Origin of the sequence: Enterococcus sp. DIV0240d (assembly GCF_051711245.1) — a bacterium.
GTDB lineage: Bacteria > Bacillota > Bacilli > Lactobacillales > Enterococcaceae > Enterococcus_D > Enterococcus_D casseliflavus.
The window spans coordinates 1,196,909-1,213,587 of sequence record NZ_JBIOMG010000001.1 but is presented as its reverse complement, the minus strand read 5'-3'; the positions used below and the strand labels follow the sequence as shown (position 1 = coordinate 1,213,587).

At 44.7% G+C, this 16,679-nt stretch carries 14 protein-coding genes and 1 other annotated feature; of the genes, 6 read left to right on the top strand and 8 right to left on the bottom strand.

Going from position 1 to position 16,679, the window contains the following annotated elements; all coding sequences use genetic code 11:
• Nucleotides 1-172 precede the first annotated feature (172 nt).
• The 5 genes from IGJ25_RS05720 to IGJ25_RS05700 all read right to left on the bottom strand — a co-directional run bounded on the left by IGJ25_RS05720 (nt 173) and on the right by IGJ25_RS05700 (nt 5,173).
• Nucleotides 173-1,723 carry an IS1182 family transposase gene (locus tag IGJ25_RS05720; RefSeq protein ID WP_375352161.1) on the bottom strand — a complete coding sequence of 517 codons (1,551 nt, stop codon included), beginning with the start codon at nt 1,721-1,723 and terminating at the stop codon, nt 173-175.
• A gap of 181 nt (nt 1,724-1,904) precedes the next feature.
• Nucleotides 1,905-2,621 carry an NADPH-dependent F420 reductase gene (locus tag IGJ25_RS05715; protein WP_438779442.1) on the bottom strand — a complete coding sequence of 239 codons (717 nt, stop codon included), beginning with the start codon at nt 2,619-2,621 and terminating at the stop codon, nt 1,905-1,907.
• Nucleotides 2,614-3,675 carry an LLM class flavin-dependent oxidoreductase gene (locus IGJ25_RS05710; protein ID WP_313264871.1) on the bottom strand — a complete coding sequence of 354 codons (1,062 nt, stop codon included), beginning with the start codon at nt 3,673-3,675 and terminating at the stop codon, nt 2,614-2,616. The genes IGJ25_RS05715 and IGJ25_RS05710 overlap by 8 nt, the downstream gene beginning before the upstream one ends.
• Before the next feature lie 152 nt (nt 3,676-3,827).
• Nucleotides 3,828-4,190, bottom strand: a complete 363-nt coding sequence (locus IGJ25_RS05705; protein WP_010747697.1) for a TIGR02328 family protein — start codon at nt 4,188-4,190, stop codon at nt 3,828-3,830.
• A gap of 14 nt (nt 4,191-4,204) precedes the next feature.
• Nucleotides 4,205-5,173, bottom strand: coding sequence for an NADP-dependent oxidoreductase (locus tag IGJ25_RS05700; protein ID WP_438779150.1), 969 nt, complete (start codon nt 5,171-5,173; stop codon nt 4,205-4,207).
• Between the two features lie 267 nt (nt 5,174-5,440).
• Here IGJ25_RS05700 and IGJ25_RS05695 point away from each other — a divergent pair, with 267 nt between their 5' ends.
• From IGJ25_RS05695 to IGJ25_RS05680, 4 genes are all read left to right on the top strand, one after another.
• Nucleotides 5,441-6,520 carry an ABC transporter substrate-binding protein gene (locus IGJ25_RS05695; protein WP_438779149.1) on the top strand — a complete coding sequence of 360 codons (1,080 nt, stop codon included), beginning with the start codon at nt 5,441-5,443 and terminating at the stop codon, nt 6,518-6,520.
• On the top strand, nt 6,521-8,125 hold the full coding sequence (locus IGJ25_RS05690) for an amidohydrolase (protein WP_438779148.1): 1,605 nt from the start codon (nt 6,521-6,523) through the stop codon (nt 8,123-8,125).
• Between the two features lie 466 nt (nt 8,126-8,591).
• Nucleotides 8,592-8,738 (top strand): hypothetical protein, encoded by a 147-nt coding sequence (locus IGJ25_RS05685; RefSeq protein WP_005234527.1) that lies wholly within the window; start codon nt 8,592-8,594, stop codon nt 8,736-8,738.
• A gap of 218 nt (nt 8,739-8,956) precedes the next feature.
• Nucleotides 8,957-9,541, top strand: coding sequence for an SOS response-associated peptidase (locus IGJ25_RS05680; RefSeq protein ID WP_005225388.1), 585 nt, complete (start codon nt 8,957-8,959; stop codon nt 9,539-9,541).
• Nucleotides 9,542-9,622: 81 nt separating this feature from the next.
• Here IGJ25_RS05680 and IGJ25_RS05675 read toward each other — a convergent pair whose 3' ends face one another.
• The gene (locus tag IGJ25_RS05675; protein ID WP_167826862.1) at nt 9,623-10,228 is read right to left on the bottom strand and encodes a short chain dehydrogenase; all 606 of its coding nucleotides are present in this window, start codon (nt 10,226-10,228) and stop codon (nt 9,623-9,625) included.
• A 201-nt stretch (nt 10,229-10,429) separates the two neighbouring features.
• Nucleotides 10,430-10,661, top strand: a binding site (T-box leader).
• Between the two features lie 49 nt (nt 10,662-10,710).
• Here IGJ25_RS05675 and IGJ25_RS05670 point away from each other — a divergent pair.
• Together IGJ25_RS05670 and IGJ25_RS05665 are read left to right on the top strand one after the other, a co-directional pair.
• Nucleotides 10,711-11,550 carry a MetQ/NlpA family ABC transporter substrate-binding protein gene (locus tag IGJ25_RS05670; RefSeq protein WP_438779147.1) on the top strand — a complete coding sequence of 280 codons (840 nt, stop codon included), beginning with the start codon at nt 10,711-10,713 and terminating at the stop codon, nt 11,548-11,550.
• A gap of 134 nt (nt 11,551-11,684) precedes the next feature.
• Complete coding sequence (locus IGJ25_RS05665) at nt 11,685-12,596, top strand: LysR family transcriptional regulator (RefSeq protein WP_438779146.1); 912 nt, start codon at nt 11,685-11,687, stop codon at nt 12,594-12,596.
• Nucleotides 12,597-12,733: 137 nt separating this feature from the next.
• Here the strand turns inward: IGJ25_RS05665 and IGJ25_RS05660 are convergent, their stop codons facing one another.
• Together IGJ25_RS05660 and IGJ25_RS05655 are read right to left on the bottom strand one after the other, a co-directional pair.
• Entirely contained in the window at nt 12,734-14,482 is a 1,749-nt protein-coding gene (locus IGJ25_RS05660; RefSeq protein WP_087627082.1) for an ABC transporter ATP-binding protein, read from the bottom strand.
• On the bottom strand, nt 14,466-16,220 hold the full coding sequence (locus IGJ25_RS05655; RefSeq protein ID WP_438779145.1) for an ABC transporter ATP-binding protein: 1,755 nt from the start codon (nt 16,218-16,220) through the stop codon (nt 14,466-14,468). Before IGJ25_RS05655 ends, IGJ25_RS05660 begins: the two co-directional genes overlap by 17 nt.
• Between the last annotated feature and the right edge of the window lie 459 nt (nt 16,221-16,679).

The following is a 16,679-nucleotide window of genomic DNA, read 5'->3' as shown; positions in this document are numbered from 1 at the left end:
TCACAATCGTAACAATCACATTGCATTTTTTAGCGACCACGTGCTGATTTGACTGGATGGGAAAAGGGGGCGTGACATAAGTTAACTAGTTACGCTCTCCAAAATATAAGGAGCACTCGAAAATCATGTGATTTTTCGAGTGCTCCTTGTTTTTTTATTCATTTTGGGTAGTTCAAGTACCTATTTTTGTCAATTTCATCATATTGATTGCCGTAATGAGTAAACCCGTCTGTTTTCTGACTTTTTCTAAGCCCCTAACCGTGTATCGAGTGAAACCCAAACAAGCCTTCATAAATCCGAAGACTGTTTCCACGTCGATCTTTCTCCGACCATATATTTTTTGAATTTCAGGCGTTGATAAGCGCTCTTTTTGTTTTTCTTTATGGTATTCCCAAGACGGATTTACAGTGATCTTTCTGCGATTCCCCTTTGGGGTTAAGGCTTCAGGAATGAGCGCTTGGTTCGCATCCGTTTTTTCTGCTTGATATTCTTTAAAATCTCGGACAAAGCCATCCGCATCTGTTCGTTGACGGTAAGCATGAAAATTGAATCGTACCCCTTTGGGGTCGATGTAAAAGTCTTCCTTAGGCTCATAATCCCAATTCATTACTTTCCGATCATCTGTCTGCCATTTCTTGCTTTGTTCTTTAAACATCGTTCCATAAGGAATCAGTGCAGTATGTTGGGGAAGTTCATCTTCTATATAGCGGTAATTGCTTTCTGAACCATAGCCTGCATCGGCGACCAAATAATGAGGGGACTTTTGTGCAATCTTCATCTTTTCCAGTAATGGTTTTAGTGTCTTAGTGTCTGTTGGGTTTTGAAAGACATCGTAGCCGAGTACAAATTGATTACAAGTAGCGATTTGCAGGTTATACGCAGGCTTAAGTTGTCCATTTTTCATAGGGTCTTCTTTTAGGCGCATGAATGTCGCATCATGATCAGTTTTTGAATAACTGTTTCTTGTCCCATAAGTAGAAAACTGCGTTTGATGTTCCAGAACTTTTTCTCGTTTTGTATTTAATTTGCGTACTTGGCTTTTCAACGTTCGTCGTTGTTGTTTCGCTGGATTTGGCGAAAGACGTTTCGTTGCCTCAACTTCTTTTTCTAGTTCTTCCAGACGTAGTTCCATCCGTGTTAACAGTTCATCTATCATGTCTACTGTCAAGGTCGTCCCTTCGGGAATCTGTTTCAGGGCATACGCTTCTCTTAGTTCCGTCATCATAGTAAGCAGTTTTTCGCGATTCATTTGATCGAATCGGATCGTGTTTTTCTTCCAGACAAAGCTGTACTTATTCGCATCTGCCAAGATTTTTGTACCGTCAATAAACAACGCATCATCAATCAGATTCCGTGCACGCAGATACTCTGTCAACTGATCTAAGCCTTTATTGGTCAACTCCTGCACATCGTTAGATACACAAAAACGGGCGATCGTTCGATAAGTCGGAACCCGTTCTTGCGTCAACCAGCGAGCATAGAGGTTTTCTTCAGCTAAGCGTTCAATCTTGCGACTTGTAAAGGTTTCTCGCGTATACGCAAAAAGAACCAACTTCATCATGGCACCTAAATCATATTCTCTTGGTCGACCAAAAAGATAGGGGTCATTAATCTGAAGCGCTTCAACCAGTTCATGGATAAAAACGGCGACATGATTTTCTTTTGGAGAAAATGAAGTAGATAGATCCAAAGTGAGTTGATTCATGTTATAATTAGTATACATTTTGTTTAGTCCTTTCAGGATTAAATGATGGGGCATTGGCGGCAACCGGTGCTCCTTTTTATTTTACCCAAAAAACCGCAAGAAATGAACGATTTCTCGTCATTTCTTGCGGTTTTCTTCTATGGACTTATGTCACAGTCCCTGTTTTTATCGTATCCAGTCGTACTTTGAGGCGGCTCTTTTACTGGGGAGCCTGCTGCTTGTTACTCACAGCAGAAGGACGCGCCAGAAACGCTTGCCCTTTCTCACTGCTCCAAAACGCCTTCATCAATGCCGTCAATCCCTCTTTGGTTTGATTGGCACCAAAGAAAGGACTGCCGGGTTCTAACATGATGCCATTAGCTAAAGCACCGATAGGAAAGGGATCAAAGCCGAAGGCAGCAACGATTTCTGCTGTCTGATCAAGGGCGGTTTGGTCATCACCAGCAATGGCGATGGCTTTTTTGGCAGTTCCTTGAGCAGCCGTTCTCGTCAGCAAAGATTCCTCTTGGATGTCGTGGTACCCCATATGATTGAATCCTTTGACTACTTTACTTTGGGAAAAATAGCGTTGCACACGTTCCGAAGAAGTCTGCTCGATGGATGAGTATTCTGTTTCTTTGCCATCGACTTCCCACCAATAATTCATGGCATCGATCACTAGCTTGCCAGCCAAAGCTTCTGCTGGCAGCTGTTGGTACTTACTCAATGGGATTGCCAAAATGATCGTTTGGGCTTCTGTCATCATCTCAACGGCATTTTTTGCGATCGCTCCCGGAGCCAACACAGAAACGGACAAGGCGATTTTTTCTGCTGGCTTCGTACTAGCGATCAAGACCCGATAGCCCGCCTGGGCACCAAGATTTGCGAGCGCTAAGCCTAACTTGCCTGCGCCTAAAATACCGATGGTTTTAGGCATTGCCATCACCTGCTGCCAACAATTCTTTCACCCGTGGAATCACTTTGGTTCCATACAATTCAATCGTTTTGAAACGGTCTTTTTGCAGCTGTCCGCCAGTACCGTAAACCAGATCAAAGCGTTCTACACCGACTTGCGGCATCATACGGGCGATTTTTTGCGCCACGGTTTCTGGACTGCCTACATAGTAAGATCCATGTTCGACTTCAAAGTCAAAGCGCTCTTTGCTCATGGCTGGCCAGCCGCGATCAAGACCGATTTTGTCCATGCTCTTTTTGATGTAGTTCCAGCCGATTTCATAGGCTTCTTCGTCGGTGTCGGCGATCACACCATGAGAGTGCATGCCGATTGGCAGAATCGGTTGCCCCAATTGCTGCGCTGCCTTTTTATACAGATCAACATAGGGCGCAAAACGAGCAGGTTCGCCACCGATGATCGCTAACATAACGGGAAACCCATAACGGACGGCACGAATGATCGATTCAGGGGTTCCACCGACACCCACATAGGTATCTAATTGATGCCCCTCGATTTTTGGAAAAACGTCGGCATTTTTTAAGGATTGCGTGAACTTGCCTTCCCAAGTTAATGGTTTGCCTTTTCTCAGTTCACTAAACATCGCTGTTTTTTCTTCAAATAGTTCTTCATAATCTTGCAAGTCATAGCCGAATAGAGGGAATGATTCAGTAAAAGATCCTCGTCCCAGCATGATTTGTGCACGACCGTTCGACAACGCGTCAACGGTCGCAAATCGTTCGTAGACCCGCACGGGATCATCCGAACTCAAGACAGTTACACCGGTACCTAATTTGATGGTATTGGTAACCATCGCTAACGCCGCTAGTACCGTATCAGGACTTGAGATCGAATATTCTTCCCGATGGTGCTCCCCTAAGGCAATGACATCGATGCCGACTTCATCGGCTAATTTTCCTTCCGCTACGATATTGCGCAACGATTCGCTGTAACTGATCCGTTCTTTCGTTGTATCATCAAAGGCTAGATCGCCAAACGTATCTAACCCAAATTCAAGATTTCTGTGATTGATGGTCATTTTCTTTTCCTCATTTCTCATTACTGATTCTCTGTTCTCACTATAACAAGGAACAAAAAAAGTTGCGAACAATATGCTTACTTTTTGTAAGTTATCGATTTTAAAGCAAAAAAACACTTTCCCGAACAAAAATTCAGGAAAGTGTTTGGTCTTTAAAGATAGATCCCTTTACTATGGAGATTCACTAAGCATTCTTCCAAGTATGCTTCATCATGTTCTGGATAGATCGGCGTAGTCAAAGGAACAGCTTGAACGGAGGGTTCCAGCGGCAGATTTTTGCCACGATACGCTGGATCGTACCATTCAGGTGCTGGCCGATAGCCTCGATAGGTCATTTCATCCAGCACTAACTGATGGTATTGAAACAATTTATAGGGCGGATGGGTAAAAACGTAATCGACGGTTGCGTGCTTTTTACCCCAGCCTAGCCCCCGCAAGGCTGCTGCTTCACGATGCTGGCCTAACAGCTGCTGCCGAGGCAAAGCAGGTATCAGCGCTTCATGCCATAAGCGCATCGGTTCAGCCTCCTTTATTCTGCGTCTTGGCTGATGAAATTGTCTTGGTTTTCAATAACGATCTTGCCGACTGCATGGTGTGTCTCACTCAATGCGTGGGCATCGTAAATTCCTTGTGCTGTCAATGGGAAGGTTGCACCGATGACACTGTTGACTTTTTCTGCTTCGATCAGCTCTGTCAATTCTGCCAATTGTTTGCCGTTGGTTCGTAACCAAATTGCTTTGGCGAAGATGTCTTTTTCTTTTGCCAAGTCTTCGTCTTCAATACTCAAAATCGAGATCAGACGGCCCTTAGGTTTTAAGACAGTGAAACTTTTCTTCTGGGTGTCGCCCCCCATCGTATCAAAGACCAAATCGATGTCTTGCAAGACTTCTTCAAAATCTGTCGTATGGTAATCGAGGATCTCATCGGCACCAAGTTTTTGCAATAACTCATGGTTACGAGGACTAGCCGTCGTGATGACGTAAGCGCCAGCTGCTTTTGCTAGTTGGATCGCATAGGTACCAACTCCGCCTGCTCCGGCATGGATCAAGACTTTTTCCCCTTCTTTTAAACGACCGTGTTCAAGCAACGCTTGGTAAGCAGTCAAACCAGCTAATGGCACTGCAGCTGCTTCTGCGTAGTTTTGGTTTTCTGGTTTGATCGCTGCTAACTCAGCATCCACGATGGCGTAATCAGCATACGTCCCAAAACGAGTCGTTTCAGGGCGGGCATAGATCGCATCACCAACTTTGAACTCTGTCACGTCAGCACCTATTTCTACGATATCCCCTGCGACATCCCAGCCTAAAATAATTGGGAAGTCCCATGGAAACATTTGTTTTAAATAGCCTTCTCTTAATTTCCAATCGATCGGGTTGATGGACGTTGCGGCAACTTTGACTAATAATTGATTTGCTTTTAATTCTGGTAATTGGACCGTTGCTTCTTTTAATTGGTCTTTTCCACCATAGGCTTCAATAACGACAGCACGTGTTTCCATTGATGCTTCACTCCTTACATTCATTCTTCATCAAAGAGAGGTTCCTGTTTTTCCATCCCTTGATTTCTCACTTCCCTAGCTTAGGCAAAAGGAGGGAATTTGACAAATGATATGTTTGGAAACTGACCCAGCCACCTGGCCGTTCCTCCTTCTAAGCCTTGAAAGAAACGGGTTTATTTTTTCTTCATTTTTTTATTGCCTTTTCTTTAAAAATCAATTACGCTACTCAAGAAATACGAAATTGTAGAGAAAGAAGGAATTGATGAATTGAAAAGGTTGTGGGTATTTTTTGGCGGTGTGATCGGCATCACCGCGTTGCTGTTTTTAGGTGTTTCGGTGTTAACGAAAGAATCGGGGGCAGCAACGTCGTCCGACAAAAATACAGTGATTATTTACAATTGGGGCGAATATATTGACCCCGAATTGATCAAAACATTCGAAACTGAGACTGGTTACTCAGTGATTTATAATACATTTGACTCCAACGAAGCGATGGAAACGAAAATCAAACAAGGCGGCTCGCGCTATGATTTGGTTTTCCCTAGCGAATCGATCATTCCGAAAATGATCGAAGAAGGATTATTAGTGCCTTTAGACCATCAGAAATTGACGGGAACGGAAGATCTTTCGCCTTTTTTGATGGATCAAGCCTTTGATCCTGACAATACCTACTCGATCCCCTATTTTTGGGGCACGATCGGAATCATGGCAAATACTGAAGAAGTTGATGTTTCTTCGATCCATGGCTGGAGTGATTTATGGGACCCTGCATTTAAAAATGATGTATTGATGGTGGATGGTGCTCGCGAAACCTTAGGAATCGCGTTACAGACGCTCGGTCTTTCCCAAAATGAAAAAGACCCGACCAAGGTCACCAAAGCCTTGAAGAAGCTGGAAAGTATCCGCCCCAATGTCAAAGCAGTTTTGACCGACGAGATCAAAACCTTGATGATCAACAACGATGCCCCTTTAGGAATCGGATATTCGGGCGATGCCGCTTATGTGATGGCGGAAAATCCTGCCGTCACCTATATCGTTCCCAATGACGGCGGTGCGATTTGGACAGACAATTTTGCGATCCCGAAAACCGTTGGCAATCTTGAGGGAGCCTACGCCTTCATCAATTTTATGCTGCGACCAGAAAATGCCGCACAAAATGCCGAATACGTGGGCTACGCCACGCCGAGTGAAACGGCCAAAGCTATGCTGCCAGCAGAACTGACTGCTGACAAGGCTTTCTACCCTGAGCCAAGCGCGATGGAACAAATGGAACATTATGAATACTTAGGAAAAGAAGCGGTTGAGCTTTACAACGACCTTTTCCTTGAATGGAAGTTGGGATTATAATTGTCACTATTACTAAAATCTGAACACATCTTTGATACCAAAACGAAAACGACTTTTGCGGGCTTTCTCCTGATTGAAGACCAGAAAATCACGGCTGTGGGTCCTCTTTCAGCGCTGCCAACACTTGCTGAAGACACCCAGGTCATTGATCTCAAAGAACAAATGATCATTCCAGGCTTTATTGATGCTCATGTTCATTTTTATCTTTCCGCATTACTCCATCAAGGGGCACTGACCCATCTTACGGGAGTGACAGAAGAAGCCGTTGCCCAGCAAGTGCCCGCCTTGCCCATCACCCATGGATGGAAAATCGGCATCGGCTGGTTCAGCAGTGATTTCGGTCAGCAAGTCTACCCGACGAAAGATTCGATCGACAACTATTGTGCCGATACGCCTGTCATGCTGATTTCAGGTGATGCCCACAGTATTTGGTTGAATAGCCAAGGGATCGCTGCTTTAGGGATCACACCTGAGAACTTACCAGCAGGGATCAGCGGCGAGGCACTGCTTGACGAAAACAGCGGACAATTAAGCGGCTGCTTTTTAGAAGCGATCGCCATTCATTATTTAGCAAAGGTCTTACAGTCATTTCAGGCACAAAGCCCTGCTGCCTTTCTGACCTATATGAAGCAGCTCAATCAATACGGCATTACGACGATCGGTGATGTTGCCTTGACAGGAGAAAGCTGGGACGATTTGGTTTACCCCACTCTTTATCGGCAAACAGAAGCAGAAGCGACCTTGCGCACTGTCTTTTATCCAGCCATGCGAGAAGACATCACGCAAATGAAAGAAACTTACCGTACTTATCGCTCCGAAAAAGTACAAATGGGCGGCGTCAAACAATTTTTTGATGGCGTGACGAGTACGCACACGGCTTTTTTAAAAAGGGAATATGAAACACCGTATTTTGCTGGTGATGTCGGGATGCCGTTGATCGATGTTCAACGGATGCGCCGCTTTATTTTACAAGCCAACCAGCAAGACTGGCCGATGCGCATCCATACCATCGGTGATGAAGCGATTCGACAAGCACTCCTCTTTTATCAAGAAAGCGCTGCTGCTCACCCGCTTTCTAAAGGCAAAGCGAATACTTTGGAACACTTGGAAGTGATGGATGCCGCTGATCTGCCACTAGTTCGCCAAGAACAACTGGTACTTTCCGTACAGCCTAGCCATTTATTAGTCGGTTATGAGACCCTCGATGAAGAAGTAGGACCTCAGCGTGCCAGTCAAATGTTTCCTTTTCAGTCCTTTCTAGAGCAAGGCGCAACCTTGGCTTTTGGGACTGATACGCCAGTCGTGATCGACGTAACCCCTTTAGACTCGCTGTATTATGCGGTTGCTCGGCAAGAGAAAAACGGCCAGCCAGCAGGCGGATTGATGCCACAAGAAAAAATCTCCATCGCCGATGCCCTCTATGCCCACACCACAGGCGCCGCTAAAGCATTGAGTCGGCAAGATATCGGGCGATTAGAAGTTGGCTGTTTAGCCGATCTTTGTATTTTGTCCCAAAACATCTTGCCTTTGACTGCCGAAGAATTGCTTCAAACGACTGTTGAAGCGACGGTATTTGATGGGCGATTTGTTTATTGGGGTAACTGATGAAACACTAGATCTTGTGAAAGTACAAGGTCTGGTGTTTTTCTTTGATCAAAAAATACAGAAACAGGTGCTTAGTTTGGACCACTCTCCCTTTTCGTACTTGCCCCTATCCCTTACGATGGATTCCCTGCTTGGCAGCTATGCTTTATCATAGGTTTTCTTTCGGCCATTTTGATTCGCGTGGATTGGTCTATTCGATTGGTGCAGCAAAAGAATAATTTAAGCGGTTGCCAGTTTCTTTATTTGATGGAAATTCAGAAACATGCCTCTTTTTCCTTGGAGTTTTTTCCTTTTAACAGCAATCATTGGTCTATTCCACCACCCCTTACTTTCTCCTTCAATCGTTTCTTAAACCTTTGAATAAATTCTTAATAAAATAACTAACAAAAAATAAACTTTTACCATATCTCTTGAATGTAAGCGGTAAATTTGTTATTATTACCAAGGATAAGGAGGTGTTTATCTATTGTATGCGATTAAAATCTTTCATGGTTATCTAACCGCCGAAGGAAAAAGAACACGGGACAAAACAATTGCATTGACCTATACTTGCAGAGAAGATGCTGAACGTTTCGCAAATAAAATCGGCGGGAGAGTTAAAAAAATTGGCTAACCAACTAGAATAAAAAAGGCTGTCAACCTCAGTAGGTGACTGCCTTTTTTTGTTATCTGATTTCCAGAAAATCAAGCGATACTCCTGACTTTTTACATATGTTCAAGATCCTTTTCTTGTTGAATCGAGAAGTGAAGCAAGTTAGTTGGTTTTGACGCCTTGAGTCTTTATACTGAAACAAAGGCACCAGCCAATCCAAAAAAAGGAGTGACCCGTCCATGTGCGGCCGATACTTATTTGACCCAACAACTGGCGAATTGTCAGAATATTATCAAGAAGCCGCGGCGAAAGCCCGCAAGCGCCAACAGACTGTCGCTGTCAATGATGTTTTCCCTTCCAATCATGTCGTAACCATCGGTGCAAATCAACAACAACAAGTTGTAGCTGGTGTGACAAGATGGGGCTTTACCGGCTTTAAAAAAGGGCATTTGATGATCAATGCGCGTTCTGAGACCGTTGAAGAAAAACCGACTTTTCGCAAACCTTTCCAAGAGCATCGCTGTGTCTTTCCGATGTCTGGTTTCTATGAATGGAATCATGAAAAGGAAAAGTTTCTCTTTTCGCAAGATCACGTGATTTATGCCGCTGGTTTTTATCGCATCCTTCAAAAAGAGGATCAAATCGAAACCGAATCAATCATTCTAACGACTGCCGCGAACGATTCTGTTGAACCAGTCCATGATCGAATGCCTCTGTTCTTAGAAAAAGAAGCGATTGCTTCTTGGATCAATGACTTGGCTTTTGCTCGCCAACAACTCAAAGCAGAAATGCCCAAGCTGAAAACCCAATTGCTCTCTTCTTAACTGCTTGCTACTTCTTTTTCAGCAGAACAAAAACCGCCAAGTCAGCTTTGATTTGGCGGTTTTTCCTACTTCTGCTTTTTCTTAATAAACGGTGAAGGTTTTGCCAGTCATGATCCCAAAGACTGCTTTTTGATACGCTGCAAAAACGGGTGCGTCACCAACGGGAATAAAGCCTTTGAAAGAATCGGCGAAGGTTTCCCAAGAGCCCACAAGCGCATTGGGACTGACTGCATTGATTCGTATCCCATGACCGATCTCAAAAGCTGCCGATGCCACGAAGGCTTCCAAACCGCCGTTGACCAGTGCTGAAGGCGTGCCCATTGGGATAAATTCGTCTTTGATAATTCCAGAAGTCAGTGTGATACTGCCGCCTTCATTGAGAAAATGCTGGCCAATCAACGCAAGGTTGACTTGTCCTTGCAGCTTCGAAGCCACTGATTGTTGAATATCTGCTGGCGTCAATTCCTCAAAGGATTTAAACACTGTACTTCCCGCAGCGGAAACAATGGCATCCACTTTCCCAGTAGCTGCAAATAGCTGGCTGACACTGTCTGCATCCGCAATTTCGACTTGATGATCGCCGCTGCTACGGCTAGCCGTGATCAGCTCCACCTCTGGTAGCTGCTGAAAGCCTTCAACTAAAAGCTGCCCAAGTGTGCCGGTATGTCCAATCAAAAGTAATTTCATTTCCTCGCCTCTTTTTTTGTTTTGTGCTTCGATTCTAACCCAACCAAGCGATTTCGACCATTCATCTGCTTTTCCTGCCTTATTGATCTATTCTTACCCTTCCCCATTTGTTCCCCTACTACCTGCGTAGTGATTGGAATCACCTATCACGAAAGCAATTGACAACTTTCTCATCTTGTTCTAAGATACTACTAATTTCATACACATGCAGTGAGAAGAAGAGTACGATCCCCCCTTTCTTTCAAGAGAGCTCGGAACTGGTGGAAACGAGTAAGGAAGACGATCCGAAGATGACCTTTGAGCATTCGTGGACGAACAATCCCCGACGGAGAAAGCCCGATAGCGCAATGCAGTTTATTTGATGAACTGACTGAGGTTTTTTGTTTCAGCAAAAAACAAATAAAGGTGGTACCGCGAAATGATCGTCCTTCCCAAAGAATTGTCTTTGGGAAGGTTTTTTTTATAAAAAAGGAGGAAGAGGTATGAAACGAAGGATTGGATTAGGTATGGGCATTGGTCTGTTGTCCTTGGTCTTATTTACTGGCTGCGGCAACCAAGAAGAAGTGACCGGAAATGCCGAAGAGCAGCAGACAGAAATCAGAGTTGGTACGACACCAGGACCTTACAGCGAACTGTTTCTTCAGGGAATCAAACCGATTTTAGAAGAAGCAGGCTATACCGTGACTGATATTGGCTTTACTGGGGTATTGGAAGCAGACATTGCACTGAACGATGGCGAAATCGACTTAAACTTGGATCAGCATACCGCCTATTTAGAGAACGTTAATGAAAACACGGGTGCCGATTTGGTGGGTATCACACCGATCCCTACCGTTCCAGCTGGCTTGTATCCTGGCAGAAAGGACAATTTAGCAGCGATTGAAGCAAACGATACCATCGGGATTCCTAATGATCCGTCAAATAGCGCCCGTGCCCTGTTGCTGCTGCAAAAAGCTGGCTGGATCGAACTTGACCCCGAAGTGGCGCCCATTGACGCGACGTTAAGAACCATTACTGACAATCCTTATAACCTGGATATCGTCGAGATGGATTCTGCGCAAATCCCCCGCAGCTTAGCAGACTTAGACTATGCGGTGATTCCCGGCAGCATCGTTTATAGTGCTGGAATTGCTGCAGAGGAAAGCTTATTAAGTGAAGACATTTTGCAAGAGTATGAACTGGTGGCAACGGTCAAAGAAGCCAACCAAGACAGTGATTGGGCACAGGCAGTGGTGGCAGCTTATCGTTCGGAAGCCTTTAAAGAACTGCTGGCAGAAGAGAATCAAACGGGCTATTGGTTTATTCCTGAAGAATTGCAATGACCGCTTCACAAGTAGCAATAAGCAGCAACTGTCGTCTTATTTTTAAGAAGCTTCTATTATAGAAGGAAAAGAACTGACTACTATTGATTGGTAGACCCTTTTTCCGTCTGAATCTTTGTAAAGGAGGTCAAAAATTGAATATTCAACAAATGCGGATCGTGCAAGCGATCGCTGACCATGGAAGTTTTCGTGAAGCAGCCAAACGGCTGTATCTCTCACAGCCAAGTCTTTCCCAAGCCGTGAAAGAGTTGGAAGCAGAATTGGAGGTCCAGCTTTTCGAGCGTACGAATCAAGGTGCCCGCTTGACTGCCGAAGGCTCGGAATTTCTAGACCATGCCCAGCCGATCTTGAGTCAAGTGGCGCAGCTGCAAACGCGTTTTTCCAGCAAGCAAGCAGCGAATCAAACCTTCGCCATCGCAAGCCAGCACTATGATTTCACGGCTGGAATTTTCAGTGAGCTGCTGCAGGAATTTCCCGACTGTCGCCAATTTCGCCTATTAGAAACCACGACCTTAAAGGTAATCACGGACGTGCAGCAATATCGAAGTGAATTTGGGGTTCTTTATTTGAATGAGCAAAACCAAGCAGGATTGGAACGACTGTTACAAGGCGCCCAATTGTCCTTCGAGGCGTTGGGACGGTTTCGCCCCCATGTCTTTTTACGAGGGACTCATCCCTTGACAGAAAAAACGCGGCTTTCCTTAAAGGATCTGGCCCCTTATCCGCAAGTACGCTTTTTGCAAGAAGATGAACGCTATTCGTTCTTTTCCGAAGATTTGATCGACTTTGCTCAAAGCCCTCAAGTGGTGCATGTCAGCGATCGAGGCACAATGGTCCAGCTATTACAGCAGACGGATCTTTATGGAACCGGCTCGGGGATCGTTGCCCAACCAGAACGCCAAGGCTTGGCTTTTCTTCCTTTGATCGACGCGTCCGAGGGTGAGATCATCCTCATTAAAAAGAACGCTCGCCCATTATCAGTGATCGGCGAGTGTTTCTTAACAAAATTACGACAACACCTTGCCGCGTTTCCTACTGATATATAAGCGAAGGCTTCCTCTTCCTACTCCCCATAGATGATTGGCTGCACCTTCGCATTATATAAAAAATCCTTGAGCCACTTCCCATGCAGGAGGCTCAAGGATTTTCTTTTACGGTTACTGTTGTCGGCAATCACCGCTGATTACAGCTGCTCTGCTTGCATTTGATACATTTGCTGATAGATTCCTTGCCCTTGGACAAGACTCGCATGGGTTCCCCGTTCCACGATCTTCCCTTGGTCTAGGACCAAGATTTGATCGGCTTGTTTGATCGTTGACAAACGGTGAGCGATCATGAAGGTCGTCCGTCCTTTTTGCAAGACGGTCATCGCCTTTTGAATGATGGACTCTGTTTCAGTGTCCACATGGCTCGTCGCTTCATCCAGAATCAAGATTTTCGGATCAAAGACCAACGCACGGGCGAAACTGATCAGCTGGCGTTCTCCACTAGAAAACTCATTGCCTTTTTCAACGACTGGATGATGGATGCCTTTTTCGTAGCGGCTCAAAAGGTAGTCAGCGCCGACTTGTTTCAAGGCATCGATAATCATCGCTTCGGTGATCGTTGGATCGTTCATCCCGATGTTGCTGGCGATCGTTCCAGTAAATAGATAGGGATCTTGCATAACGATCGCCATTGAATCTCTTAAACTATGACGATCATAATCAGCGATCACTTGTCCATCCACAACGATTTTTCCGTGCTGCGGATCATAAAAACGGAACAACAGGTTCAAAATACTCGATTTTCCAGAACCAGTATGACCAACTAAAGCAATGGTCTCTCCTGCGGCAACGTCAAAGTTGATATCGTGCAAGATCGCTTGCTCAGGGTCGTAGCCAAAGGTCACTTGTTGGAAAGAAACATCGCCATTCGTGACAGTCAGCTGCTCACTTTGTTGTTTTTCAACCGGCTGATCAGCAAACTCAAAGACCCGCTGTCCAGCAGCTAATGATTGCTGCACATTGGTGATGGTTTGGACAAGCCCTTCGATGGGATCATACAGGCGGTTGATGTAATCAATAAAGGCATACAGCAAGCCTGCTGAGATCGCCAAACGGCCATCAAGGAAAAAGGCGGCCAAGGTCGTGATCAAAATCAAGATCGTTGAATTTCGCAACAAATTGCCTAATCCCCAAGCGATACTTGAATCGAGCAAGAGGTATTTACGTCCAGTTTTGAACCATTTCTCTACTGTTTCATTAAATTCTTTCTGCAACTGATTTTCTCGTTGGAAGGCTTGGATGATCGCCATTCCTTGGACAAATTCATTCAACTGCCCACTGATTTGTGAGATGTATTCCCGCATTGCTAAATTGTAACGAGAAGCATATTTGGTATAAAAATGCTGCCAGATGCCTAAAATCGGGATCAAAATCAGCATCGCTGCTCCTAAGGTGCGGTTCAAAAGAAACAATGCAATAAACGCACCAATGATTTGGATGATGTTGCTTAACAAATTACTGATCACGATCACATAGAAATTCGACCGCAAGACTTCGGTGTCATTCGTGATTCGTGCAACGACTTTACCTGCTGGGATTTGGTCAAAGTAAGAAACGGGTAATTTGTGCATATGGTCAAAAAGCTGATCCCGCATTTTTTTGACGATACTGTTGGACATTTTTCGCAATTGCAGCAAGCTGATATAACGAAAGAGGGAACCAATCAAATTGACCAGCAAATACCCAGCGAGCAATTGGATCAAAAGCATCGTGTCTAAATTGCTACTGTTAACCGCTGGTGTCATCACTCGGTCGATCAGCTGCTTGGCAATCAGTGGTGAAGTCAGTTCGAGCGCTGCAGCCAGCAACAGCAAGATCGCACCCACGGTAAATTGTTTTTTATAATAGCTCAAATACGTGAGCAAACGTTTAATCGTTGAGAACACTCGTATCGTCCTCCTTTAACTGTTGATGATAATACTGCTCTTGGTACCAGCCAGGCGTTTCGATCAACTCCTGATGGGTACCACGCTGTGTGATCCGTCCGTCTTCTAAGACGATGATTTGATCCGCTTCGGTGATGGCGGACAATCGATGGGTCACGATGATGGAGGTCGGTGCCTGCTTCATCGTTTTCAAATTCGTGATGATGGCTTGTTCCGTTTTGGCATCAACTGCCGAAAGGGCATCATCCAGTAAGAGGACTTCACTGTTTCGTAAAAACGCCCGTGCTAAGGACAAGCGTTGTTTTTGTCCACCAGAAAGGGAAACGCCTTTCTCACCGACGACCGTTTCGAGCCCTTCTGGCATCCGCTTGATGTCTTCGCTAAAGCAAGCAGCTTCCAGTGCTTCCCACAATACTTCTTCGGAAGCGTTGGGCTGTCCGAATAACAAGTTCTCGCGAATCGTTCGTGAAAACAAGGTATGTTCTTGCGGCACTTCTGCAAAGTGGTTGCGCACTGCTGTTGTTTGATAGGCCGTCAACGGCTGCTCGTTGATCAAGGGGACTTGATCAGAGTATGGATAGCGGTGACCGAATTGTCTTAGCAGCGTCGTTTTTCCGCTGCCGGTCTTCCCAACGATCCCTAAGACTTCTCCACGAGTGATCGTCAAATCCAGTCCTTCTAACACATAACGAGCTGCTTGCGGATATTGGAAATGGTATGCTTCAAAACGGATCGTATTGATGGCTTGCAGGTCGGCTTCGCCTGGCGTTTCTAATTCATCCCCCGTCTGCAGCACTTCATTGATCCGACGCCAGGATGCGGCACCTTGCTGCATCACATTCACAAGATCTCCTGCTGAGATCATCGGCCAAACGACCATTGTCAAGTACACTTGGAAAGAGACCATCGCACCGATGGTGATCGTTTGGTTGGCAACAAGAAACGCCCCCACACCAAAGCTCATCACGAAACTGATCGCTAAGATGATGGTAATCAGCGGCCCAAAACGGGAATCGATCTCAGAAACGATATTGTTTTTCGCTCGTGTTTCCAGTGTTTTCTTTTGAAACTGTTCCGTGGTGGCTCCTTCTAGTCCATAAGCTCGGACGACCCGAATGCCATCAATGATCTCCAGCACTTCACTGTTCATCTCAGAAACAGAATTCTGCGCTTCCGTAAACGCCTTATCGACTTGCGAGCCCCATTTGAAAATGTAATAGGCTAAAAGTGGCATGGGAATCAGGGCAATCAAGGTCAGTAGCCAAGAAACCGTCCCAGCCATCATCGCTACAATAAAACTTAGATACAAACTAGTATTTAAGAAAACCATCAGTCCATACCCAATGGTCATCCCCATCACTTGGACATCGTCACTGGAACGAGTCATTAAATCACCTGTTCGGAAACGATGGTAAAACGGCGCCCCCATTTTGAGAAAGTGGCTCATCAATTGTTCCCGTAATTGCTTTTGCAAATCGTAGGAACCAATAAATAAATTAAACGTCCAAACAAATTCCGCCAAATATCCTAACAAGATAGCTCCCGCGAAGAGGCTCACATATTGGATCAGTACGGAGTAATCAAAATTATCTTGAATCAACGCATCGATGAACAAGCGCAGAATATAGATCGGTGCGACATACATCGCACTAGCGATCACCATAAAGACGAATACAAAGGTATAGCGCACCTTATGTTCTTTAAAATACGTTGTTAATTGTTTTAATACATACTTCATGTTTTATCCCTCACATTCTAAAAAAGTACACAAAAAAGCTCTGTCCCTTCGGAAAAAGGACAGAGCATGAACGTCGTTATTATAGACATTATCTGTACACTAATGGTTACCGAATGAGGGATTCACTTTATTCAATTTGGTTGTTTTTTTATCAAATACTTTTTGCATCGTAATCCCTCCTTCTCTTTTTATTTTTGCTGACTACACCTAACACTTTACAGATAAGTTTCTGAGAATGCAACAACTTTTATTAATTTTTTTTCAAAAAGATTGACTTTTCTAAAAAGGCGTTTCTCAATTTCTCGCTTTTTAACAACTATTTTTTGAAAACGAATTCTCGATTTATCCTAAGCGCTGCAAGGAATTTGGCAAAATAAAAAAACAGATGCCCCTCTCTTCAACAAGCGTTGTTTGGTCAGCACACTTGGTTGAAAAAAAGTTCCTCTGTTTTCTTACTGC